Below are 23,298 nucleotides of genomic sequence, written 5' to 3' on the forward strand. Positions count from 1 at the left end.
GGGATTGTCAACAAAAACGTTTCCGAATGGGCCGAAAAATGCTAAACAGACTGGGGTTTACTGAACGGTAGTTCATTTTGTGTGAAAACATTCTACAGGTCGAACTCAGGAATGAAAAGAGGTCATCAACATTGGATGCGGATAGCCGTTTAAAAGCTGTGATATTCGATTGTGATGGAATTCTGGTGGATACGGAACCCCTTCATTATCAGGCATTTCAGGTGGTCCTGGCTCCTCTCGGCCTGGGCCATGATTACGACCACTACATGGAATACTATATCGGCTTCGATGACCGGGATGCTTTTCGGGAAGCCTTCCGCGAAGCCGGACGCTGCCTCGATGAGGCCACGCTGACACGTCTCATGCGGGCCAAGGCCGAAGCGCTTCTCGAAATTGTTTCAAAGGGCGTTGCGAGTTTTCCCGGCGTCTCCGCCTTGGTCGAAGAACTGGTGAAACATGGCGTCCCCCTGGCTGTGGCTTCCGGGGCACTTCGCCATGAAGTCCTCACCTTCATGGAAGCGTTGGGGCTCAGGGAGGCCTTTCCTTTGATTGTCGCAGCCGACGATGTGAGTCGAAGCAAACCGGACCCAGAGACCTATCTTGTGGCCCTGGAGCGGGTCAGGGAGAAGCTGGGGACCGACTCCCTCGATCCCTCTGCCTGTATAGCCATAGAAGACACACCCGCCGGGATACAATCGGCCAAGGCTGCCGGCATGTATGTGGTAGGAGTGACCAATTCCTTTCCCGCGGATCAGCTGAAGGATGCCGACCAAGTGGTGGAGAGCCTGGACCAGGTCAGTTACGGGAAAATGATTCAATGGCTCGAAAAATAGCCGCTTCAGCTCGACCTGGATTTTAGGCCACTTTAGAGCCTATCCCCAAAACTATCCTTGGCGGCGACCCCCCCTTAGTCCCCCCTCGAGGGGGGACTAAGGGGGGGTGTTCCAAAGTCCATGGGAGGTTTTCGGATAACCTCTTATTTGGTGGATGCGTGTCTGGAATATTAAAGGACTGCCGTAAATCTTCTGGATTGCCGACAAAATGATGCGAAAAGAAAAATTGTGGCTTTTTGTTGCCTTCTCGCTCGTCCTGCTCTGTGCCGCTTACGTGGAAGGGGGGCAGGCTTCCACTGATTTGCCTATGGAAGCCTTTTCAGACATGCGGGATGTTCCCATGGATGGGCGGGATGTTTCGTCCCTCCCCGGCCATGAGGATTCGGGTGTTCAGGAGCAGTCTTATCTCCCACGGGAGCGGACCGGCCGGCTTCCCAAAGAGCTGCCGAATCATCCCCTGACGCTGAGAGAAACCATCGATTATGGCCTGGCTCACAACCGCATCCTCATGTCGGCCCGACAGGATGTTTCAGCAGCGGGTTCACAGGTCCGGCAGGCCAAGGCGGATTTTTATCCCAAATTGGACAGCAGCTACAGTGTTACGCATATGAATGAACAACCTTTTGTTATCATTCAAAACAATGAGATTCCCACCAGTAATACCACCCTCAATCGCTGGGAAATCGATCTCAGTCAGCCGCTCTTTACCGGTTTTGCACTGACCTCGCAGCTCAATATTTCCAAGCTCGATCAGGAAGTGGCGGGGTACCGGCTGGAAGAAACGCGCCTCAATGTGATCCGGGATATCCAGCGGGCATTTTTTCAGGTGCTGCTGGGAGAAAAACTCGTTCAGGTGGCGAAGGATAACGTCAAGAGCCTGGAAGTCCACAGAAAGAATGCAGAGGCCCAATTTCAACAGGGGCTCACGGCGGAAAACGATGTGCTCAAGGCCGACGTGGCTCTGGCCCAGGCGCAACAGCAGGAAAGAGCGACCCTGAAGCAACTGGTGATCGTTCGATCCCGCTTGAATCAACTGCTGGATCTCGATTTGGAAACCCCGCTGGTTGTCGAAGAGGGGGATATCCGCCCGAGACCGGCTCCGGAGCTTTCAGAGCTCTTTGTTTCCGCGGAAAAACAGCGTCCGGAATATCTCGCCCTGGAGAAGGCCATTGAGCAGACAGACGAAAACGTGAAGGTGGTCAGAAGCCGCTATTATCCCCAGGTTTCCGCTTTTGCCCAGTACTACCGTGAAGGGAAAGATTTTCTTGCGGAAACGAATGACTTCACCAACAGCGAGAACGCCATGGTGGGGCTGAAGGTGGACTGGAATTGGTTTGAAGGGGGCAAAACCCGCGCGGCCATTCAGGAACTGGGCTACCGTCGAAAATCCCTGGAAGAGAAGAGGCGGGACCTTTTGCAGCAGATTCGAATCCAGGTGGAAGATGCATACGAACAGCTTCGTGTGGCCGGAGCCAATATTGAAACCGCCAGGACGGCCCTTTCGCAGGCACAGGAAAATGAGCGCATGACAACCCTGCAGTACAAGGAACAGCTCGTCATTTTCCTGGAAGTACTCAACGCACAGGTTTTCGTGGCCCAATCGCGTGCGGACTACTTCCAGGCGCTCTATGGGTATCAACTGGCCTGGGCGGACCTGGAACGAGCCGTTGGAAATTCTGTGATACCGAAGGAGTAGTGTTGGGCGGCTCGTGGCTCATGGTAAGTGGTTTGGTACTCAAGATCGTCATTGGGCGGCCATTTGCGAACATAAAGAAGGTTAAATGTCATGGAAGAGCAGGGTAAGGCGGCTTTGGAACTACCCAATCAGAAGAACAGTCGGATCCAGACCCATCATTTGCGGTGGTTTCTTCTCGTCACCGCAGGGATCGTGCTCCTCGGGGCGGTCTATTGGTGGTTTTTCCTGCGCAATCGCGTGACGACGGACAATGCTTATGTCAAGGCGGATAGCGCACAGATCAGCGCGCGTGTGCCGGGAACGATCATCAATATCCATGTAGAAAACGATGATTTTGTGGAAAAAGGGATGGTTCTTGTGGAACTGGACCCAAGAGACTATCAGCTTGCCCTGGAAAAGGCCGAAGCCACACTCGCTCAGGCCGAAGCCGATGTTCGGGCCGCCGAGCTGTCCGTCCCCCTGACCGATACTCAGACACAGTCGGGAGTTGATGCCGGCAAGGCTTCCCTTCAGGCGGCGCGGGACAACGAGAGAGAGGCGCGCCATCGTCTGGGCGAACTGGAAAGCAAACGGTCGGCTTCCGCTGCAGACCTAGCCCAGGCGGAAAGAGACTTCAACCGTTTTCATGAGCTCTACCGGCAGGGAGCCGGGACGGAGCGCCAAAGGGAGCAGGCATCCACGACTCTCAAAAAAGCGCAGGCTGAGGTGAACGCCATAGATGCCCAGATTGCAGCCGTCAAGGCCTCTCTGGCTGCCATAGCCCAGGAAATCCTCCGGTCTGAAGCGCAACTGCAGTCTGTGAGGAGCCAGCGAAAGGACGTCGATATCAAGCGGTATAAACTGGAATCACTGAGGGCGCAGCGTGACAGGTGTAAAGCGGAACTGGAGGCGGCCAGGCTCGACCTTTCTTACTGCACCATAAAGGCCCCCATTCAGGGGTATGTGGCTCAAAAGAATATCCAGGTGGGCAACCGTGTGCAGCCGGGGCAGCCGCTCATGGCCGTAGTGCCCCTGCAGGAACTCTATGTGGAAGCCAATTTCAAGGAAACGGAACTGACGCATGTGCGGATCGGGCAGCCGGTGACCCTTCACGCCGACATCTATCCCGGCTATACCTATCACGGCAAAGTGGCTGGCATTCGAGCGGGTACGGGGGCAGCCTTTTCGTTGCTTCCCGCGGAAAATGCCACCGGCAATTGGATCAAGGTCGTTCAGCGTGTCCCCGTCAAGATTTTTCTCGATAATCCTCCTCCCCCGGATCGCCCTCTCAGATTGGGATTGTCCCTGGAAGTCGCCATCGATACCACCGACCGGAGCGGACAGAGCCTGAGGATGGCGGCCTCGGACCGTTTGCAGACAAAATCCGACGAGAGTACAAAGTGACGGGTCCCGGGGGGGGAACTGCGCAGCATCCCGCCACGAGTCGCTCGCCATCGACCACTCGCCATGAGCCATCAACCATGAGCTATCAACCATAAGCCACTCGCCATGAGCCAAAAAATACCCAGCATAAGCAAGTGGGTCATCGCCCTGACGGTCATGCTTCCCACTTTTATCGAGGTCATGGACACGAGTGTCGTCAACGTTTCCCTGCCTCACATTCAGGGAAGCCTCAATGCCGGTCTGGACGAAGTGACCTGGGTTTTGACGTCCTATCTCGTTTCCAATGCCGTCATCATTCCCATCACCGGCTGGCTTTCCAGTGTTTTCGGAAGGAAACGCTACCTGCTTTTTTCCTTGACCCTCTTTACCATCAGTTCCATCATGTGCGGGGCCGCGCCATCCCTTGAAGTGCTCATCATCTTTAGAATCCTGCAGGGGCTGGGGGGAGGGGGGTTGCAGCCCCTATCCCAGGCGATTCTTCTTGAATCCTTCCCCCCCGCGGAGCATGGAATTGCCATGGCGGTATTCGGCATGGGTGTTGTGCTGGCCCCCATTCTGGGTCCTGTCGTCGGCGGCTGGATCACGGACAGCTGGAGCTGGCGGTGGGTGTTTTATATCAATCTTCCCATAGGAATACTCGCTGCGGTCCTGGCACTGTTTTTTATCCATGATCCCGAGTATATCCGTCGGCGCCATCTCAAAATCGACACATGGGGGCTGTTCCTCCTGACCGTGGGGCTCGGAGCCCTCCAGATCGTCCTGGACAAGGGGGAACGGGAAGACTGGTTCCATTCCAATTTTATAGTGATTCTCACATGCATCGCCGTTATTTCGCTGGTGCTTTTCGTTTTGGTGGAATTGCGTGTGAAACATCCCGTGGTCAATCTGAGGGTCTTTCGAAACCGGAGCTTTGCCACGGGCACACTCATCATGTTTGCAGGTTTTTTCTGCCTTTTCGGGAGCATCGTTCTCATTCCCCTCTATCTGCAAAATCTTATGGGCTACACGGCGTACTGGGCCGGGTTGGTCCTTGGCCCCGGAGGGCTGGGAAGTTTCTTCATGATGGCGGTGGCTGGAGTTCTCATGAAGAAGGGGTTCAATCCCAGAAACCTTTTGGCGATCGGGCTGGCGATCATGGCCTACTCCCTGTGGCTCATGTCCCATTTTAACTTGGAAACCGGCTTTTATGCGGTATCCTATCCCCGGCTGATCCAGGGAATCGGTATGGGACTCTTTTTCGTGCCCCTTTCGGCAGCGACTTACGTGAATATTCCGCGGGAGGAAACAGGGAATGCCTCCGGAGTTTTCAACCTGCTCCGGAACCTGGGGGGAAGCTTCGGAGTGGCATTCAGCAGCACGGTTCTCGCCCAAAGGGCGCAGGTCCATCAGACCTTCCTGGCGGAGCATGTGACCCCTTACAACCCGGTTTTTCAAATGCACTCGGAAAAGATTCAACAGTGGCTCGAGAGCAGCTATCCTGCCGCGGCCAACCAGACGGGGGTGCTCTCGGTCGTTTATCGAGAAGTTTTGAGGCAGGCCAGCATGCTCGCCTTCAACGATACTTTTTGGCTCCTGGCCATCATCACGGCGGTTCTTGTCTTTTTTACGCCCATCTTCAAGAGGCCCAAAAGAGCCGCCTTGCCCATGGAGGGAGTGCATTGATATGTTATCGAGACCCTGCCCCTCTTGTTCTCGAACCCTCGTTGCAGGATTCCCCCCTCATGCCCTGGCGGATCACACTCGCCACTCGCCACTCGCCACTCGCCATGAGCCATGAACCATGAGCCATGAACCATGAGCCATGAACCATGAGCCATGAACCATGAGCCATGAACCATGAGCCATGAACCATGAACCATGAGCCATGAACCATGAGCTATGAGCCACTCGCCATGAACCATTCCACAGGAGCTTCCGCCATGCTGAAAATTCCCATGAATGAAATCGCATCCCGTATTGTGGCGCTTCAGTTTTTGCTTGTCAAAAATGGAGTGGATGCAGCCATCATTCGTCAAAATGCTGACCTTTATTACTTTACGGGTACGGTGCAGGATGGGCATCTGGTGGTCCCCGCTTCCGGGCAGCCGGTTTTTCTGGTGAAACGGGACGTTGTACGGGCCGAAGAACAGTCGCCGCTCCGTCCGGTTGTGCCGCTCAAGAGCCTGAAAGATCTCGCCCCCGCAGTTTTTGACGCCTGCGGCGGTGCATCCCCCGGAAAAATCGGCCTGGAACTTGACGTTCTGCCCGCCAACATATTTTTCTATTACGATGAAAAGATTTTTCCCAGGCAGCAGGTGGTGGATGTCAGCGGATGGATCCGGCAGGTGCGTATGATCAAATCCCCCTGGGAGATCGAAATGATGCGAAAGGCGGAGGCTATCTCCCGCCAGGTTGCCGATGCGGTGCCGGGTCTTCTGCGGGAGGGAATGACCGAGCTCGAGTTGAGCATAGAACTGGAAAGCGTGGCGCGCAGGGCGGGGCACCTTGGAATGCTCCGTTTCAGGGCATTCAACATGGAGATGTATTTCGGGCATATCCTTTCGGGTGCCGAAGCTGCCGTTTCCTCCTATATCGATGCCCCGACGGGGGGGGAAGGTCCGAGCCCTGCTTTTGGACAGGGATCTTCCGAAAAGAAAATCCGGGCGGGAGAGATCGTGAGTGTGGATATCATGGTAAATTATCACGGGTACCTCAACGACCAGACGCGCAATTATTGCATCGGCCCGCCTCCCCCGGAACTTCGGGATGCGTATGGATTTGTGCGGGAAATTCATGGCCGTTTCAAGAAACTGGCCCGCCCCGGGACCGTCACCGGGGAGCTTTACGAAGAGGTTTGGCAATGGGTCAAAGAAACCAGGTGGGCGGATTTCTTTATGGGATCTGGAGATACACGGGTTTCTTTCATCGGCCACGGCCTGGGGTTGGAAGTCGACGAGTTCCCCTTCATCGCGCAGGGACACAAAGTGGTTCTGCAGGAGGGGATGACCCTGGCCTTTGAACCCAAGTTCATCATTCCGGGGGTAGGGATCACCGGGCTTGAAAACACGTACCTTGTTACGGCCATGGGATTGGAATCATTGAATACTGCGGGTGAAGAGCTGATGATTCTCTGAGCGATGTAAAAGCCTTTCTCTCTTTCCCTTCACCGCGGAAGCACGGAGAGCACGGAGTAAATCTGTTTACCGGATTCCTCTGTGTTCTCCGTGCTTCCGCGGTGAATTGAGAAAAGCGTTCAGGAAACCGGAATCATTGCGGCGGAGGCTGATATCCCACCCCGAAGATTCCTCCACCGATATTCAGGCGCAGCCCGTAAAGCAAGGCGTCAACCTTGCTGGTTTCCACAAAAATGACATCGCGGTCCTTCACTTCCAGGTTTTCCTTCGTGTCCTGGCGCAGATCCTTGATGCTCAATTGCACCACTTCGCGGTTGCCGTTTTCATTCGAACGGACCAGTTTGATATTGCCCTCATCCGCTGTGGTGGAGAAGCCGCCCGCCGCGGCTATGGCTTCGGGAAGGGACATTGCCGTCTTGATGGGATAGTTGCCCGGCTTTCTCACCGCGCCGTCGACGTAAACCATTCCCGCTTCGGGAACATAGACCACATCCCCGCCTTTTATTTCAAGATTCATTTCCGACTGGCCGTTTTTGATGAGCGCATCCAGATCAACCATGTAGGTTATCGGCTGAGGTGAATTCTCCTCGGTCCGTCGCACCTGCACGGTACGCCCGGCTTTGTCGGAAAGTCCCTCACCCATGGCGAGTACGTCAAGAAGGTGTTGACGTGTCAAATAACTGTACGTACCCGGTTTGTTGAGCGCCCCCAGGAGAGTGATCTTTCCCGAGACCTGTTCCTTGACAAAAACGCTCACATGAGGGTTTTGAAGGTATTTCCGCCGGTAGAGATCCTCTATTTTCTGCTCCGCTTCCCGGCTTGTGAGCCCTTTCAATTCTACGGGGCCGATGAGTGGCAGCGTCACGAATCCTCGAGCGCCGACACGCGTTTCCGTCTTCAGTTCCTGGGCTTCGAAAACATCGATCTGAATCAGGTCGCCTTCCCCGAGGAGATAGTCCTTAGGCTGCGGTGCGGCACTCACCGACGCGAAGAGCTTCGTATTGATTTCCCTGATTTCCTGCTGACTTCCACTTTCTTTTGCGATGACCTCATCGAGCGTTGCGGTCGGTTTCGGGCCGCTGCCGCCACTGGCGCACCCGGCAATCAGTAGGGCGATGCCGGCCCAGATGCATTGAAGAAAAAGGCTTCGGGCAGTCTTGGAGTGTTTGATCCGGATGTCCATGGGGTGTGTTTTACCTCTTGAAAAATGGGAAGGCGGTGCCCTTCCGGAAGGGGCAAGGACTCCGCCTGTGTTGCGTCCGATAAAAACCGGACTTTAACACATTTCTTTTGAAACTGATAGAGCGCGGCAGAAGTCATCACCCTGCTTCGAACTTCTTGGAGTTCCCCTTTGGAGGGGAATTCAAGGGGGATGTGTATTTGCATGTATCCCCTTGTCCCCCTCGAGAGGGAATCGAATCGTTCAAAGGGGCGAAAACTTTTGCCGACCTGTGCTAGTTGGGACTGACAGGCGTTTTGTCGTCATCGCTACCGGATGTCGCTGCAAAGCCGGCACCGGTGCCGACTAATGCAAGGCCAACGCCGCCTGCAACCATAGCCGAGGAGGAGAGAGTACCCATACCGGTTCCCGAAGTCAAGGCCGGCTTGCCTGCCGTCTCTGTTCCCTTCGTGGTTGTAGTGCCGCCCATCCGCGCTTGAGCCAGAACAATGGAATGTCCGGGCTCGATCAGCTGCGTCCCATCACTGCTGACCACCTGGAGAGCGCCTTCCTGAACGGAAAGTTCGGTTCCGTCCTTCGTTACTGTAATGAAACCTCTCACCAAACCATTGCCGCCGGCGGGAACGATCGCCCGTTCAGCTCGAATGAGGTCATGAGGGGTATGGAAGGAAACGGGTTTTGCTTCAGAACGCATCGCAAAATCCACACGGCCGCTTTTCACCGTCAGATCGTAGCGGCTTTCAGCTTCTGTGAGGGCAAAAACCGCTTCGTCCTGAGCTACCAGTTGAAGGCTTTGGGATTGGATGATGCACTTGCCGTTCACGGCCATGGTAAGGCCTTGAGGCATGGGCATTTCAGATTTGAAGCGATTGACCTCCTTGCCGTTTTCCAGGACGCTCACCGTACCCGCAGGAATAAGCCGGGCAGGACTTGCGGCCAGAGCCAGCATGGGTTGTGCTACAAACAAAGCTGCCAAACCCACTACGCACATTTTGCAGATCCTCTTCATTCTTCGAAAACACCTCCTTTCTTTTTGGGATTTAAATCCACTTGAAGCTTCACGATACCTGACAGGATGCCCCTTTCGGCAATCTGCCAGGCCTCACCATAAAAAAACCTTCGGCATGTCAAATCACCAAGGCTTTGTGAGCGACACTGAACAGGGTGTGACCGGGAATCCATGTGTTTGCTTCTGAGTATCTTATGAATCCATTGAGAAAATGTATATACAAAAAATATGCCCGCAGGCTGCGCCGGGGGGGGCATGACAGCCATTCTCATTTTGAAAAACCTGCACCCTGCTGGAAAGCGTTTACAAATTTCTCATTCAGATGATACTCTCTCTGGATTGGAATTTGCAAACAACGTTTCCGAATTATACTGTGAACGATTGAAACCTTGACTTCTGTAAGCTTTGTAGGAGCGCCTTCCATGTGCGATTTTTTGGAGAGCAGGCTATTCTTGTCGCGGCTGGAAGCCGCTCTTACAAGATCATCAAGAAGTCAGGATCTCATCCGCGCGGAGTATAGCAGGTCCGTTGATTTTTTTTACCTCTAAATGTATGAATGCCTTCTAAAAGGCTTTGAGAAAATTTAAAGAGTAGAGATGGAGTAGCAGATGCAGCCTCAAATTGAGCCCCCCCCTGTCAATGAGTTCCCTGTTCCGGTGTCGGGATCTCAGCTTCCCTCCACCGAACTGCGCGAAGTAGCGCCCGACTACGACGATTCTGCCGATTTGCGCGATTACCTGGAAGTCATGCTGCGTCACAAGTGGCTCATATTGACGGTACTTTTGGCGGTTTTCGTGACCACCCTGGTGGTCAGCCTCAGCATGAAGCCGGTTTTCAAAGCCGGCGGCCGTCTTGAACTGAGCTTGCAGGGGCCGAGAGTGACAAAATTCGAGGATGTTGTAGCCAACCAGATGCAGACGAGAGAATTCATGCAGACGCAGGTGAAGCTCCTGCAAAGCGAATCCCTTGCGCGCCGGGTGGTGGAGAAGCTCAAACTGGATGAAAACCCCGCTTTCAATCCCGCGGCCGGAAAAAACGGCCAGGAAGAAAGCATCGTCAGGAAGTGGAAGAAAACCGTCAAATCCTGGCTTCCCTTCAAGAGCGAAAAAGAACTGGACCCGGAACTCGCCCGCCTGCAGACGGAAAATATGGTGGAACAGCAGTTTGCGGCAAATCTGAAGGTAACGCCGGAACGGGACACCACGATCGTTTCCCTGGATTTCAGTTGCACGGATGCCGCTCTTGCCCGCGATATCGTCAACGCTCATATACAGGAATTCATCTCGTGGCAGATGGACAAAAGAATCGATGCCGCCAGCTCTGCCAAGCAGCAGCTTGAAAAACAGCTGGAAGTGGCGCGAATCAATCTGGAAAAGGCCGAGAACAATCTCAACAGCTTCGCTCAGAAAGCGGGCATCGTATCCCTCGACTCCAACCTGAACCTGATTTACCGGCAACTGGAAGAAACGAATAAGGCCTATGCGGTTGCCGAAAGCGAAAGGATCAACAAGGAAGCCCTCTATAACCAGGCGATAAAAGACGACATCAGTTCACTGCCCATGGTTCTCGGAAACGTGCTGATTCAAAACCTGAGGCAGGAACACGTCAAGCTGGTCGGGGAATACCAGGAGCTCTCCACTGTTTTCAAGGATGATTATCCCAGGCTGAAGAACCTCAAAGCCAAGATGAACGATATCGAAGGCCGCATTGCAAAAGAAGAACAGCATATTCTGGATTCTGTGAAAAACGATTATGCAACGGCGGTCAAGAAGGAAGAGTCCCTGAAGAAAGAGGCTGAAAAGAAGAAAAACCTGGCTTTGGAGCTCAACAATCGCGCCACGCAGTACAAAGTGCTGGAGCGCGAAGTCGAAACCAGCAAGTTCATCCATCAGAGCTTGATGGAGCGCGCCAAGGAAATCGATGCCAATGTCGGCATCGAACTGGGAAACATCCACGTGGTCGATTACGCCACCCTGCCTCTGAAACCCTACAAACCCAATATTCGTCTCAACCTCCTTCTGGCCATCGTCGTGGGGCTCATGGGTGGTATCGGGCTCTCTTTCTTCCTGGAATATCTCGACAATACGGTCAAACGTGTGGATGAGATTTCAGATCGCTTCAGAGTCCCCCTCATCGGGGTCCTCCCTGCTGCAGAAGCCGATGAAATAAAGGACCTGGACTTCCTGGTCCGGCTCAAGCCCCGGGCGAGCTTTTCGGAATCGATACGAACGGCAAAGGTTTCCATTCAGCTTTCCGCGTCCATGGACGAACCGCCCAAGAGCATTCTGATAACGAGCACCAATGCGGGGCAGGGCAAAAGCACCATTTCGTGCAATTTGTCCCAGGTATTCGCCACCTCGGATGAAAAAGTGGTCATCATCGATGCGGACCTGAGAAAGCCACGCCTCCATAAGGTCTTCCGTCAAAACGGCAATGGTAACGGAAATGGAAATGGAAATGGGAACGGAAAAGGAGAGGGGACCGGGTACGCGATGGGCAGGCGCAAGGGGCTGAGCCAGCTCCTGAGTGGAATGTGCAAGCTCGAAGATGTGGTTCAGAAAACGGATATCCCCAATCTGTTCTTCATTGCCGCCGGCCCGATTCCCCCCAATCCCGCCGAGTTGCTCGCTTCCAACCGGATGAAGATGGTCATGGAGATGCTGAGCAAACACTTCGACCGTATCATTGTCGACGCTCCGCCCGCGGCGGGATTCGCCGATGTCTTGGTGCTTGGAAACTATGTGAATGGAGTGATCCTCGTGAGCACACTGGGAGAAACGCACCGCGACGCTCTGAGGATCTTCCGTCGCAGCCTCCTGAACGTCCGCGGGAACCTCCTGGGATGTATCGTCAATAAGCTCAATGTGAGCGGCGGCCGTTACGGGGGATACTATTCGAAGTATTACAAATATTACAATTATTACAATACGAGCTACGGAAACCGGCCGGAAAGCCTGCCTGAACAGACGACTCAGGTTTGATGAATCATTGCGACCTTGTCCCATCGACCACAGAGACACGGAGAACATGAAGATTCCTTTGGATTGTCTTTCTCCGTCGTCTCTCCGCGGTCTGGATGAAAAAATCGAGGAAGGCAACGGATGACGAGCATCGGGAGATTCAATCCGCACTCGTCATCTTTGTTATCTGTCACTTGCCTCCGGCTGCTTGAATTTCAACGCGTTTTATGCCCTCCTGTTGTGGAAGGCGTGGGATATGGGGAATGTATCGGTTGCCTGTCAAGGTATTGTTGAGTCTTATCCTTTTGGGAATGGCGGCAAGCCTGGTGTGGTATTCGGTGTGCACCAACAGGATTTCGGAAAAGGATGTGGACTTTTTGAAGAAGCATGCCTCCGTCGGTCTATTTCCGGAAAGCTGGGTTCTGAAGGGAAAACTCGCCTATTACGAAGATCTGAACGCGGCCCTGGCGGTGCAGTCTTTCCGAAGAGCCATCGCCATTCAACCCCTGCGAATGGATGCCTGGTTCGAGCTGGCCAAGGCCGAGGCGGTTCAGGGAAATGAAGCGGAAGCACGCAAAGTTGTCGATACCCTCTCACCCCTTCTGGCTCAGATAAGTACATGGAAATGGCAGGAATTTCTCCTTGCCAACGATATGCGCGACGGGGAGCGCTTTGCCGCCTGTTTCAATTTCATCCTGAACCGGCTGCCGTATCGGACCCAGGAGGCCTGTTACCTGGCCCAACAATTTTGGGGCGAATGGGCGGCCGTTGTGCCCCACCTGGAACAGCAGAATCACCCCGTCTTTCTCCGGCAGCTCATGAGAACCAATGAAGCGGATGTGGCTCTTTTTCTTTGGTCAAAAATGGAAGAAGGGGCTGAGGCTGAAGATCAGGACCTTCGGTTGCGTTTTTGCCAGTTTCTCCTGAACAATAAGCGACTGGGGGAGGCCAAGAAAGTGTGGAGGCGTTTTGCGGGGGATAAGGGGACGGTGGTTTATGACGGCGGTTTTGAAACCGAACCCATGAACATGGCTTTTGGCTGGCGCCAGGGGCGGCATCCTGAAGTGGTCGTCGAACGGACGCTGGAAGCTCCCTACTCGGGAAGCTATTCCATGCACCTGCATTTTCGAGGGACCGCCAATGTGGGCTTCAGCCATGTGTCACAGGTCGTTCCGGTTGAGGCCGGAAAAACCTACCATTTGAGTTTCGCTCAAAAGAGTCGAAACCTGACGACCGACCAGGGAATCTTCCTGCACCTGAGCGGTTATGGATGCAAGGGGTTGAATGTGATGAGTGAACCCCTTCTGGGGAGTACGCCCTGGACGCGGGTTGACCTGGATGTGGCTGTTCCGGAGGGGTGTGAAGCGGCCCTCATTCAGATTCGCAGGAAGGAAAGCCTCAAGTTCGACAGCAAAATATCCGGAGATTACTGGATAGATGCCATCGAGATGAAATAGAAGACTTTTTTATCCGCAGATTGCGCAGATTTTTGCAGATCGGGAAACCTTAAGAAATGGAGGGGTGGAAGAGGGATGGGCTTCAAACCTGGATTTGTATTTCTTCGAGGCCGTTATGGGGCGTAATTCCCTGCGTATTCTCGTAAAGCTCGTTGCCACGGAAAAAAATTTGCATCAACTCATCTCTCAAGTGGCGGCAGACGTCTCACTGCTCAACACTGTGCGTCGATTTTATCTGAATGAGGGTGGAGGAAGCGGTTCATCTGCCGACTCACTGGGGCAGCTCTGCAAGTCCTACGACATCCTGCCGGAGGTTTTCCGGCAGCGACTTCACGTGGTCGCCAACACCTTGAACCTGATAGAGCAGGAAGAGGATTACTACGAGACCCTCGGGGTAGATCGGGGAGCCTCCATTGAAGAAATCAAGGCGGCGTTCAGACGTCAAATTTTTGCCTGCCATCCTGACAGAAATCCCGACGATCCCCAGGCGGCGGAACGTTTTCGAAAGCTGCACCGCGCCTACCAGGTCCTTTCCAGGGTAGAGTCGAAGCAGAATTATGACCAAAATTTGACGGTTCCCGCCTGGATTGAAACGCCCATCGTAGAAGACGAAGAACCGCCGGTTTCCCCATGGGATTGGAAAAAGCTCCGGCGTACCTGGCCGATCGGCCTCTTTGTGCTTGTGCTCCTGGTGATGTGTTTTTTCGTCGATTTTCAGAACTGGCAAACGGCGCGCTACTATGAAACAAGGAAGGAAAACCCTCCGCTGCTTGATGAGTTTGCTTTTTCTCACCCTGAAATGGGGGAGTGGAACGAAACCCTGCACGAATGTGCCTCAAAAATGGGAAAGTTTTCAGCGCACAGTAATTTGGTCACCTCGCCGACGCCCGTTTTCCTGTTTGCCTATCTACAACAAGTTGTACAGGACCTGGCGATAGATAAAGGCCCAAGGATCCGAAAGCCGCATCGAAAGGAACCGGAAACCGGGGGCCTGGCCAGGGAAAATGCGCCGCCTCCCCCGGAAATGCGGGTGGCCCATTCCTCTGCAAAACCAAAGGATGAAGAGGGGATGAAGAAGGATATCGATCCCCTGAAGGAACTGCATCCGCAAAATCTAAAACCGAAGAGCTCCGAGTCCTTGGCCATGGCCGATGTTCCAGCCGGTAAGCCGGCGGTGGAGAAGGCGCCTGTACCGAAAGACAAGCCAACTGCCGTGGAACCCGGACCTTCCGGTCCGGAGAAGGGTGTACGAAACGTCGCCGCCGCGGCGAAAAGCGCTCAATCCGGCAAGAAGGAATCCTCGGTGATCGTCGCGGAAGTACCCAAGGTGGAAACACCTAAGGTGGAAAGACCAAAGGCATCAGCACGCGCTTTGCCTGAAGGGGATTCAGAAAAGGGGAAACCCGGCAAAAACGAGTCGAAAGAAGATCTCCCTCGGGGAAAGGCGGGACGCTTCGCGGATGCCGGAGGCGGGCCAAAGAGGGTGCAGGAGGAGATAAAGCCGGCCAAAGAATCTTCCCGCACCGAACCACAAGAGCTTCCACGAATGGTATCCATTGACGAGATGAGCCGCGGTCTGCAGGAATTTCTGAACCGCTACGCCGATGCCTACGAGAGGAAAAATACAAAGGCTTTTTTCAGTCTTTTTGATCCCCATGCAGTGGAAAACGGTGAACCCATCGAAACCCTGCAACCCGTCTATTGTGAAAATTTCAAGAAAGCCGAGCAAATCCAATATAGTATCAAGCTGGTCCGGTGGAGCGCCGCTCATGAGAGCGTCAATCTGAGCGCCAGATTTCGCCTAGCGGTCAAACTTTCCGGAGAGTCCCCATCCGAATCCATGGGGGAGATGACGATGACCCTGGCCCGGCGCGGAGAAGAATTCAGAGTCAAGAGACTGGACTATTCTTTTCATTGACCCTTGAAAAATTTTGTATCGGCGGATGAAATGGAATATATTGTATACCATCTGCCGGTCATGAGTTCGGGTATTTCCAAAAATGGGAGTATGGTGTGAAATGGCTTTTCAAGCACTTGCAAAATCTATCCAAAAGGAGGAGTAAGCGGTTTTGGGGAAAGGACAAGGCCCTTGTTTCCTTCGCGATTCCTCATGCTCCCGATGTCGTCACTCTGGGCCAGGTGATCGATATCAATGAAAGAGGCCTTTCGTTTCGCTATATCGCTCAAGATGTGCGGACGGAAGGGCTGAAGGAGCTGAAACTCTTTGGATACGGCGACAGTGACGCTTCATTGGAGAAAATGCCCGTCAGAATCATTTACGACATTGAAGTGAAAAAAAAGTATTTTCTCTCCCTTCCGTCCATGCGGCGATGCGGCGCGGAATTTGGAGAACTTTCCGCCCGGCAGCTGTCTCAGCTGAAAAACTTTATAAAGAAATACGCTGTCCTGTGAGCAAAGAATCCCTGCCGGGCCCGACTTCCCCGGTTCCCACCGTGGTCTCTCCCCTGTGGTGCATCAGCAACAACAAAATTATAAAATACAATTGATTGGCAGGCATCTGCCAGTTGAATTCCACCCATCCATGGCAAAGGAAAGCCGCGCTTCCGGCAAGGGCCCCCGCCTGGATCAGCCGGCGCTGATGGATCGTGGCTGATAGCTGATAGCTCATGGCTGATGGTTGATGGCTCGTGGCTGATGGTTGATGGTTCATGGCTGATGGTTGATGGCTCATGGCTGATGGTTGATGGCTCATGGCTGATGGTTGATGGTTCATGGCTCGTGGTTGATGGCTGATGGCTGATGGTTGATGGCTCATGGCTTGTGAGCGTTCGCGCCGCTTGATTCCAATGGCTGTTTTCCACCAGTATCCCCAAACCAGGAGCACCATACCGGCGGCCACGGGCACTCCCAATTCGGCGGCAAGCTCCAGGTAATCGTTGTGAGCGTGTCCGATCTGGAATTGATCGGTGAGATGGGACTGATACAGGCGAATGACCGTTTCGTAGGTGCCCAGGCCGGTTCCGGTCCACAGGTGGTCCTGGATCATTCGCCACGTGTCTTCCCAGATTTTGAAACGGCCGGGCGCAGATTCCTCCACCATGTCGAAGCGGGCCAGGATCTCCTCGAAGCCGATGATGCTTCCATAAACGAGCATGACGAGCCAGCAGGCGGTAATGAAAAAGACGGTACCTCCTCTTTTGACGCCTGAAAAGAGCATGAAGACGGTGAGGGCCACCAGGGAACTGAGGATCCCTCCACGGGACGCGGAAAAAAACTGGGCCAACAGGATCAACCCGATGAGAAGCGCGAGGAACCATTGTTTCTGTCGCCCTTGCCGGATCGCCTCTGTTTCTGCATGAGTCCGCTTTATGGTCGGGTCGTTTTCCCGGCGTATTTTGAGCATATGCGCGAGAAGGAAAGGCCAGATCATTCCAAGGAAATTGGCGTAATGATTGCGGTTGACAAAGGTGCCCCGCGCATTTCCCGTGCCCGCCGATTCCCATAGAACTCCCAGCGACGGAATCAGCACCTGCAGCAGTCCGTAGAAAGCTTCGAAGGCCGCGATGCAGTAGAGAATACGGAACAGCCAGTCGAGGTCCCTTGATTCCTCCAGGGCTTTTTTGAACAGGATTGCATAAGCCGCCAGGAAAATCCACCAAAACCAGGCAAAGAGGGACGGCAAAGGCATGTAGGAAATGGTCACCAGACCTTCGGCCAGGTGAGTCACTCCCTCGGATCGCTGTACCCAGCGCATCCTGGCGGGATCCAGAAAATCCCCAAATGGAGCCGGCAACGGCAGGCATTGAAGGAGGGGGTAGAAGAGAAAGAGGGCGAGCAACAGTCCCCACCCGCTGGAAAGGATCTTTCCCAGGGGGAAGGATTCTTCCGTCCAGATGGAAATCGTCAGCCCCACCATGAAAAGGGCAGCCACCGCGCTCCAGAACCAGGGACGCGCTCCCCCCAGGAGAAAAGGCAGCATCACCATGGGCAGCCCCGCCATCCAGCGGTTCCAGTAAAGAGAAAAAGCTGCGCCCGGCTCCCGCGTGGAGGGATCTTGCGCTTTCACTTTCAGAGTTATTCCTGTATCCATTCGCTGCATCAATGGGCCTTGGCATTGGCAACAGGAATAAGAGGTTCCGGGTGCCTGGCTTTCGGCTTCGAACCATGGGCTATTTGCCGGCTCCTGACCGCAACCTCTTTGACACACGGTTCACTTTCGAGCGCCGTCAGCTTTCGGACGATACTGCGCCTGAGGTGTTCGATACGCCTCAACGTGTAATGGCTGATGGGGTCGGAGATCAGGTCCTTCTTCAGATAGAGGGTTCCGAAGCATTTCTGTTGATTGACGAGGGGCAGTTCCATGGCCATTATGCCCTGGCGGCACGCCGCCTTGCCCCCATCGAAGTTCCCGGAGTTCCAGGTGTAGGCTGTATCCGTGTCGAGAGGTGGAGCCCCGGAACGGGAACCGTTCAGGCGCAATTCCGCCCAGTCCATGCGGAGGGGGGTGAGGGCATCCACGATGCGCGCCCAGAGTTCATGGGTGTCGCGGGCCTCGCCGATGGCGATCTGGAGGCTCAGAAACGTCCTGCGGTCCCGGTTGAAGCCCATTTCGTCCGAGACATCCTGGAAGTAGCCGATCATCTTGTCCACCGCGAGGTATTCGAGGTAACCGAGCTTGCGGATACCGACAATGAGACAGACCCCCAGGGTCGCCAGGATGAAACCGGCCCGTTCGTTTCTCATGTTGACGACGAGGAGCGATGCCAGTCCCAGAAACACGGTGACCGAATACATCACCAGGACGGCCTTCCTCTGGGAAAAGCCCATCTGCAGGAGCTTGTGGTGGATATGGCTCTTGTCGGGTTGGAAAAGCCGCCGGCCGAGAATGAACCTGCGGATGGGAGCCATCATGGTGTCCATGAGGGGAAGGCCGAGCGCGATGAGAGGGATCAGGATGGCCACGGTGGCCTGGCTTTTCATGCTTCCCAGGAGGCTCAGGGACGCCAGCATGTAGCCCAGGAAATAGCTGCCCCCATCTCCCATGAAGATGGAAGCCGGGTTGAAATTGTAGCGAAGAAAGCCGAGGCAGGCGCCTGCGAGCCCGGCCAATCCCACGGCCACCAGGTAGTTTTTACCGAGCAAGCTCAGGACGAGAAGCGTTATGGCGGCAAAGAAGGTCACTCCCGCCGCCAAGCCGTCCAGCCCGTCAATGAGGTTGATGGCGTTGACCACCAGGAGAAACCAGAAAATGGTTACGGGGAGAGCGAATATTCCCATTGAAACGGTCGATCCCCAGGGAAGGGAGATGATCGAAAACTGGAGCCCGCCGCAATAGGCCATGACGGCGGCGACGCCCTGTACGGCAAACTTCAAACGGGGCGGCAAACCTTTGACGTCATCGGTCAAACCCATGAGAAAAACCAGGACCGACCCGCCTGCCAGCCAGAGCAGGGAGGGTTTCGAAACGACCATCGCCAAAACTTCCGTCCGGTAAAAGAAGATGCTCAGGAGGGGAATATAAAACGCCAAAAAAATGGCGATCCCTCCCACGCGCGGAATGGGCTTTTGATGCACTTTCCTGCGCGACGGCTTGTCCACCAATCCCCAACGGGTTCCCAACCGGGCCGCCACAGGCGTCAAGGCCAGAGCTACCCCCAGGCTCAACAGAAAGATCGTCAGTATTGTCGTCATGTTCTTACCGGCAGTTCTTCAAGGTTTGAGTTTCAAGGGAAAAACACAAATCGTTTGACCTGGGGGAAAGCAAATATAGTGCCGTTACTGATTTTCAGCATCCGCAGATGACGCGGATTTTCGCAGATTGGAGAAGAATTTTCCATAATTGGAGCCTATCCGAAAACCTTCCTCGGCAGCGGACACCCCCCTTTAATGCTCATGGCTCATAGCTCGTGGGTCATAGCTCATGGCTCATAGCTCGTGGGTCGTGGGTCATGATAACATCGCTTTTCAAGAGCGTTTCCCGCTTTCCCTATTGGTTTGCATCTCTTTGCCTTTTTCATTTTTTGTTGTGACCGTTCCGGTCATGGGGGGGTAATCAGAATTCTGCGCAGCAGATCAGTCTCTAACGATGTCCAAAGGTTACCTTATTATGGGCTTGAAAGTGATCCCAGTTTTTGGGTACAATATTTTAAAAACAAGGAGGATTCAATGCTTGTTCAGACGAAGGTCCAAATGGACAAAGAAAACTATGAATTTATCAAGAAGGTTTACAAGAGCTTGCATTATAGAAGCTTGAGTGAGTACGTGCGAGACGCCGTTGCCGTCAAGGTGAGGGAGGATCGCAAGATGCTTCGGGAAAAGAAGAGATTGGATGCGATGGCCATGATCGCAAAGGGAGCGTACGAGAACCACTTCGAGTCGATAGAAGGGGAAGATTTTGAGGCCCGGTGATATCTATTGGGTGAACCTTGACCCGGCGGTTGGCGATGAGATCAGGAAAAAAAGGCCGGTTGTGGTCTTAAATGGTGGACACGAAAAGCACCTCAAGCTGGCTATCGTTGTGCCGGTCACCGGCTGGAATCCGAACTGGGAGGCAAATCCGTTTTTCGTTTCCTTGGAACCGGACCCGAACAATGGGCTTCAGAAGAAATCCGCCATAGACTGCTTCCAGGTTAGAGCTCTCAGCCACACCCGATTCGTTGAAAGGATCGGTGCCATTTCGGATACGGCAATGTACCAGGTAAAGACTGCGATTGCGCTGATTCTGGATATCGATCCCGAACACTGTGGTTGAACGAGCGCTACGTCCTTTTAATAGCCTATCTGAAAACCTTCCTCGGCAGCGGACACCCCCCTTCAATTCCCCCCTCGAGGGGATTGGCGTCAGGTTAAGAAATTAGAGAGTTTTTCATGGTAGTTTTTCCTTTCATGACGTGATTCATAGGCACAATGCCTGAGTAGCTGTTCAAGGAAAAGATTTGGCATCTGAGATGAGTGGAATAAAAGGATAAGAGCCCAGATATGTTCTTGGATAAACTGAGCAAATTTCAAAAGACTGAGATGTTTGCCCTCAGTGGCATAAGCATATGCGCTGAATTCTGCAAAGAAAGACTGAAAGAGAGTGATGAAGACAAGCCTTGAGTAGACAAGAAGCTCGATATAGCTCTTGCTCCCCTTCTGGGGCAAAGAGTTGAAGTGGAAGTGACTCTTCCATGCTTTAAAGAGAATCTCTATTCTCCAACGGATGCCATAGATTCTGCATGCAGTCAGGCTATCCCAGATATCCTCCCCAACATTGCTGAGGAATATATCCCATCCAAGGAGTTCGAGTTGCTCTTTCGTAGGATTGGACCTTCTGTCCTTCTTGAGGAGCTTTCTTCGCCTTATCTGGGCAATGTTTGCAGGCACAGGGGAGGCTACGAGTCTAACCGGCAGTCTCTCCGTAGCTCCTGCTACAATCATGGTATCCACAATAGGATGTTTTTTGAGAAGTTTAAGGAGATCGAGTCTTTCTCCATCTTCTGTATAATAATTAACATTATGCTGATAGGGAGTAAGGAAGTAGATTCCTTGACGGGTAAATAATCTAAATATGTTGAGAACGAAATAGCCAAGATCTCGGATGACGAGATCCCCTGGCCTGGCAAAGTTAAGAATATCGGCAGAGGCTTTCTGATCGTTTCTTCTAAAACCACTTAACCCAAAATGAAGGCAAGTCTGCGAGAGCAAATCATGGATGACTTGAATTTTCATGATTGCTTGCACCTTTCCCGTCTGATTACCTGAGCCGGGGAAGAAACGAACCAGACTCTCGGGCAGGTTAATGGTAGTGCTGTCCTGGAGGAGAACCCTCTTGAAACGACTGAATGCCCCTTTGGCTGTGAGAGGTTCCAGGCTGGATGCTCTAAACATGAGTGACATGAGCACTGAGCGCACAAAAGCAACACATTTGGGGGTTATCCTCTCCCAGAGGGATTGCTTTGAGATGCAAGAGCCTGCAACAAACCCCAGAATTGTGGCAAATACTTCAAGACTGACTGTGCTGTAGAGAGTCATAAGGCAGAGAGCCTTTATGAAATCGAATGGATTAAACTTTCTGATGCGCTTCATGAAGCCAGTTTCTTTGGCTTTGAGCAAAAGAGTTGCGTCATCGAGTTTAATGTCCATGTTTTCAACAGGAATCAATTGGCTGTCCTTCATTTGTTTTTCCTCCTTCTGAAGACCTCATTTAACTGATGGACACATTTAAATGTAAGTCTTCAGAATGGAAGGAAAACATTCTTAACCTGACGCCAATCCCCTCGAGGGGGGAATTAAAGGGGGGTGTCGCAAAGTCCACAGGTGGTTTCCGGATAGGTTCTAAGTACTCAAGATCGTAATTACGCACCCGTTTACCCGTGCGTTTTTGTAGGAGCGGCATCCTGCCGCGACAAAGTGTGCAGTTGCCAGTTCCTGTCACGGCTGGAAGCCGTTCCTACAAAGAAATGGCCGCATATTTACGATCTTCGGTTCTAAGGCGAAATCCCGAGAGGACACAAATTCACTCTGCGTCATCTGCGGATGGAAAGGGTCATGGAATATTCTTTCTATAAATCCTCTACGGCCAATAGGGCTTTCACGATCCTCTCGGCCGCTTTCCCGTCCCACTTTTCCGGGACCTTTCCCTGTGAAATGCCCCCTTGAAGCACCTTCCGGGCCGCCGCCAGGATGTTCTCTTTCCGGTTGCCCACGATGACATTGGTGCCTTCTTCGCAGGTGATGGGCCTTTCGGTGTTTTCCCTCAGCGTGATGCAGGGCACCCCCAGCACCGTCGTCTCTTCCTGCAGCCCTCCGCTGTCGGTGAGCACCATCCGGGCATTCATGTTCAAATGCAAAAATTCGAGGTAGCCCAAGGGCTCGGTAACCCAGATGCCCCGCACCTGGTTGCCATTGCTGAGGCGGTGAGAGAGCCCGAACTGCTCGACCATTTTGCGCGTGCGGGGATGGATGGGAAAAACGATGGGGAGGTCGCGGGCGATTTCCGAGAGCGCTTCCAAGATTCCCTCGAGAGTGGCCCGGTCGTCCACGTTGGAGGGGCGGTGCAGGGTCAGTGTCGCGTATTTCCCCGGTTCGAGCCCCCACTGATCCATGAGGTTCAATCGGCTTGCCATTTCCCTGTGCTTGAGCAGCGTGTCGATCATCACGTTGCCCACAAAGAAAATCTTCTTTTCCGGAACCCCTTCGTTGCGCAGATTCTCGTTGGCGAAGCGGTCCGTGGTGAAGAGATAATCGCAGAGCACGTCCGTGCAGAGCCGGTTGATCTCTTCGGGCATGTTCATGTCCCGGCTCCTGAGACCCGCTTCCACATGGGCCACCCGGATCCCGAGCTTCTTGGCCGTGATGGTGCAGGCCATGGTGGAATTGACATCCCCCACCACGATCACCAGGTCCGGCTTTTCCCTGAGGCAGACCTTTTCGAATTCCACCATGATCCGAGCGGTCTGTTCGGCATGCGACCCCGACCCGACTTCCAGGTCGATATCGGGCCTGGGCATTCCCAGGTCATTGAAGAAGGCCCGGCTCATCTTTTCATCATAGTGCTGCCCGGTGTGCACCAGGATGTGCCGGATACGCTCCGGGTAGCGGTTCATGGCTTCGATGATGGGAGCCATCTTCATGAAGTTGGGGCGGGCGCCGACGACATTGACGATCCGCAGATGACGCAGATTTTCGCAGATTGAAGAAGAATTTTTCATAGGTTGTACACCAG

The 23,298-nt window shown here is 53.6% G+C and carries 17 protein-coding genes; 11 read left to right on the forward strand and 6 right to left on the reverse strand.

The annotated features are described in order from the left end of the window. The first annotated feature begins 158 nt into the window (after nucleotides 1–158). The 5 genes from QMG16_RS19030 (at nucleotide 159) to QMG16_RS19050 (ending at nucleotide 7,025) form a co-directional block, all read left to right on the forward strand. Nucleotides 159–833, forward strand: coding sequence for an HAD family hydrolase (locus QMG16_RS19030; RefSeq protein ID WP_281797120.1), 675 nt, complete (start codon nucleotides 159–161; stop codon nucleotides 831–833). Nucleotides 834–1,041: 208 nt separating this feature from the next. After that, nucleotides 1,042–2,529 carry a TolC family protein gene (locus QMG16_RS19035; protein ID WP_281796836.1) on the forward strand — a complete coding sequence of 496 codons (1,488 nt, stop codon included), beginning with the start codon at nucleotides 1,042–1,044 and terminating at the stop codon, nucleotides 2,527–2,529. Between the two features lie 90 nt (nucleotides 2,530–2,619). Then, nucleotides 2,620–3,912, forward strand: coding sequence for an HlyD family secretion protein (locus QMG16_RS19040; RefSeq protein ID WP_281796838.1), 1,293 nt, complete (start codon nucleotides 2,620–2,622; stop codon nucleotides 3,910–3,912). A 105-nt stretch (nucleotides 3,913–4,017) separates the two neighbouring features. Further along, a complete protein-coding gene (locus QMG16_RS19045; RefSeq protein WP_281796839.1) occupies nucleotides 4,018–5,574 on the forward strand; it encodes a DHA2 family efflux MFS transporter permease subunit in 1,557 nt (518 codons plus the stop codon). A gap of 209 nt (nucleotides 5,575–5,783) precedes the next feature. Beyond that, nucleotides 5,784–7,025 carry a M24 family metallopeptidase gene (locus QMG16_RS19050; protein ID WP_281796841.1) on the forward strand — a complete coding sequence of 414 codons (1,242 nt, stop codon included), beginning with the start codon at nucleotides 5,784–5,786 and terminating at the stop codon, nucleotides 7,023–7,025. A 133-nt stretch (nucleotides 7,026–7,158) separates the two neighbouring features. On the opposite strand, the gene QMG16_RS19055 is transcribed toward QMG16_RS19050, so the two are convergent. Together QMG16_RS19055 and QMG16_RS19060 are read right to left on the reverse strand one after the other, a co-directional pair. After that, nucleotides 7,159–8,208 (reverse strand): polysaccharide biosynthesis/export family protein, encoded by a 1,050-nt coding sequence (locus tag QMG16_RS19055; RefSeq protein WP_281796842.1) that lies wholly within the window; start codon nucleotides 8,206–8,208, stop codon nucleotides 7,159–7,161. 271 nt (nucleotides 8,209–8,479) lie between these two features. Further along, complete coding sequence (locus tag QMG16_RS19060; RefSeq protein WP_281796843.1) at nucleotides 8,480–9,214, reverse strand: hypothetical protein; 735 nt, start codon at nucleotides 9,212–9,214, stop codon at nucleotides 8,480–8,482. Between the two features lie 608 nt (nucleotides 9,215–9,822). Here QMG16_RS19060 and QMG16_RS19065 point away from each other — a divergent pair. The 4 genes from QMG16_RS19065 to QMG16_RS19080 all read left to right on the forward strand — a co-directional run bounded on the left by QMG16_RS19065 (nucleotide 9,823) and on the right by QMG16_RS19080 (nucleotide 16,043). Continuing rightward, nucleotides 9,823–12,195, forward strand: a complete 2,373-nt coding sequence (locus QMG16_RS19065) for a GumC family protein (RefSeq protein WP_281796846.1) — start codon at nucleotides 9,823–9,825, stop codon at nucleotides 12,193–12,195. 242 nt (nucleotides 12,196–12,437) lie between these two features. Next, nucleotides 12,438–13,631, forward strand: coding sequence for a tetratricopeptide repeat protein (locus tag QMG16_RS19070; protein ID WP_281796849.1), 1,194 nt, complete (start codon nucleotides 12,438–12,440; stop codon nucleotides 13,629–13,631). 64 nt (nucleotides 13,632–13,695) lie between these two features. Beyond that, entirely contained in the window at nucleotides 13,696–15,549 is a 1,854-nt protein-coding gene (locus tag QMG16_RS19075; protein WP_281796852.1) for a DnaJ domain-containing protein, read from the forward strand. 95 nt (nucleotides 15,550–15,644) lie between these two features. Next, the gene (locus QMG16_RS19080) at nucleotides 15,645–16,043 is read left to right on the forward strand and encodes a hypothetical protein (protein WP_281796854.1); all 399 of its coding nucleotides are present in this window, start codon (nucleotides 15,645–15,647) and stop codon (nucleotides 16,041–16,043) included. Here QMG16_RS19080 and QMG16_RS19085 read toward each other — a convergent pair. Together QMG16_RS19085 and QMG16_RS19090 are read right to left on the reverse strand one after the other, a co-directional pair. Continuing rightward, the gene (locus tag QMG16_RS19085) at nucleotides 16,018–17,682 is read right to left on the reverse strand and encodes an O-antigen ligase family protein (protein ID WP_281796856.1); all 1,665 of its coding nucleotides are present in this window, start codon (nucleotides 17,680–17,682) and stop codon (nucleotides 16,018–16,020) included. The genes QMG16_RS19080 and QMG16_RS19085 overlap by 26 nt on opposite strands. A gap of 8 nt (nucleotides 17,683–17,690) precedes the next feature. After that, nucleotides 17,691–19,283: a glycosyltransferase family 4 protein gene (locus QMG16_RS19090; RefSeq protein WP_281796859.1), complete on the reverse strand. Its 1,593-nt coding sequence runs from the start codon at nucleotides 19,281–19,283 to the stop codon at nucleotides 17,691–17,693. A 474-nt stretch (nucleotides 19,284–19,757) separates the two neighbouring features. Here QMG16_RS19090 and QMG16_RS19095 point away from each other — a divergent pair, with 474 nt between their 5' ends. Next, nucleotides 19,758–20,000, forward strand: a complete 243-nt coding sequence (locus tag QMG16_RS19095; RefSeq protein WP_281796861.1) for a hypothetical protein — start codon at nucleotides 19,758–19,760, stop codon at nucleotides 19,998–20,000. Continuing rightward, a complete protein-coding gene (locus QMG16_RS19100) occupies nucleotides 19,987–20,343 on the forward strand; it encodes a type II toxin-antitoxin system PemK/MazF family toxin (RefSeq protein ID WP_281796863.1) in 357 nt (118 codons plus the stop codon). Before QMG16_RS19095 ends, QMG16_RS19100 begins: the two co-directional genes overlap by 14 nt. 89 nt (nucleotides 20,344–20,432) lie before the next feature. On the opposite strand, the gene QMG16_RS19105 is transcribed toward QMG16_RS19100, so the two are convergent. Both QMG16_RS19105 and wecB read right to left on the reverse strand, forming a co-directional pair. After that, nucleotides 20,433–21,734, reverse strand: coding sequence for an IS4 family transposase (locus QMG16_RS19105; RefSeq protein WP_281796865.1), 1,302 nt, complete (start codon nucleotides 21,732–21,734; stop codon nucleotides 20,433–20,435). A gap of 401 nt (nucleotides 21,735–22,135) precedes the next feature. Next, nucleotides 22,136–23,284: a non-hydrolyzing UDP-N-acetylglucosamine 2-epimerase gene (wecB, locus tag QMG16_RS19110; RefSeq protein ID WP_281796867.1), complete on the reverse strand. Its 1,149-nt coding sequence runs from the start codon at nucleotides 23,282–23,284 to the stop codon at nucleotides 22,136–22,138. Nucleotides 23,285–23,298 lie beyond the last annotated feature (14 nt).

Origin of the sequence: Desulforhabdus amnigena, from assembly GCF_027925305.1 — a bacterium.
In the GTDB taxonomy this organism is placed as follows: Bacteria; Desulfobacterota; Syntrophobacteria; order Syntrophobacterales; family Syntrophobacteraceae; genus Desulforhabdus; species Desulforhabdus amnigena.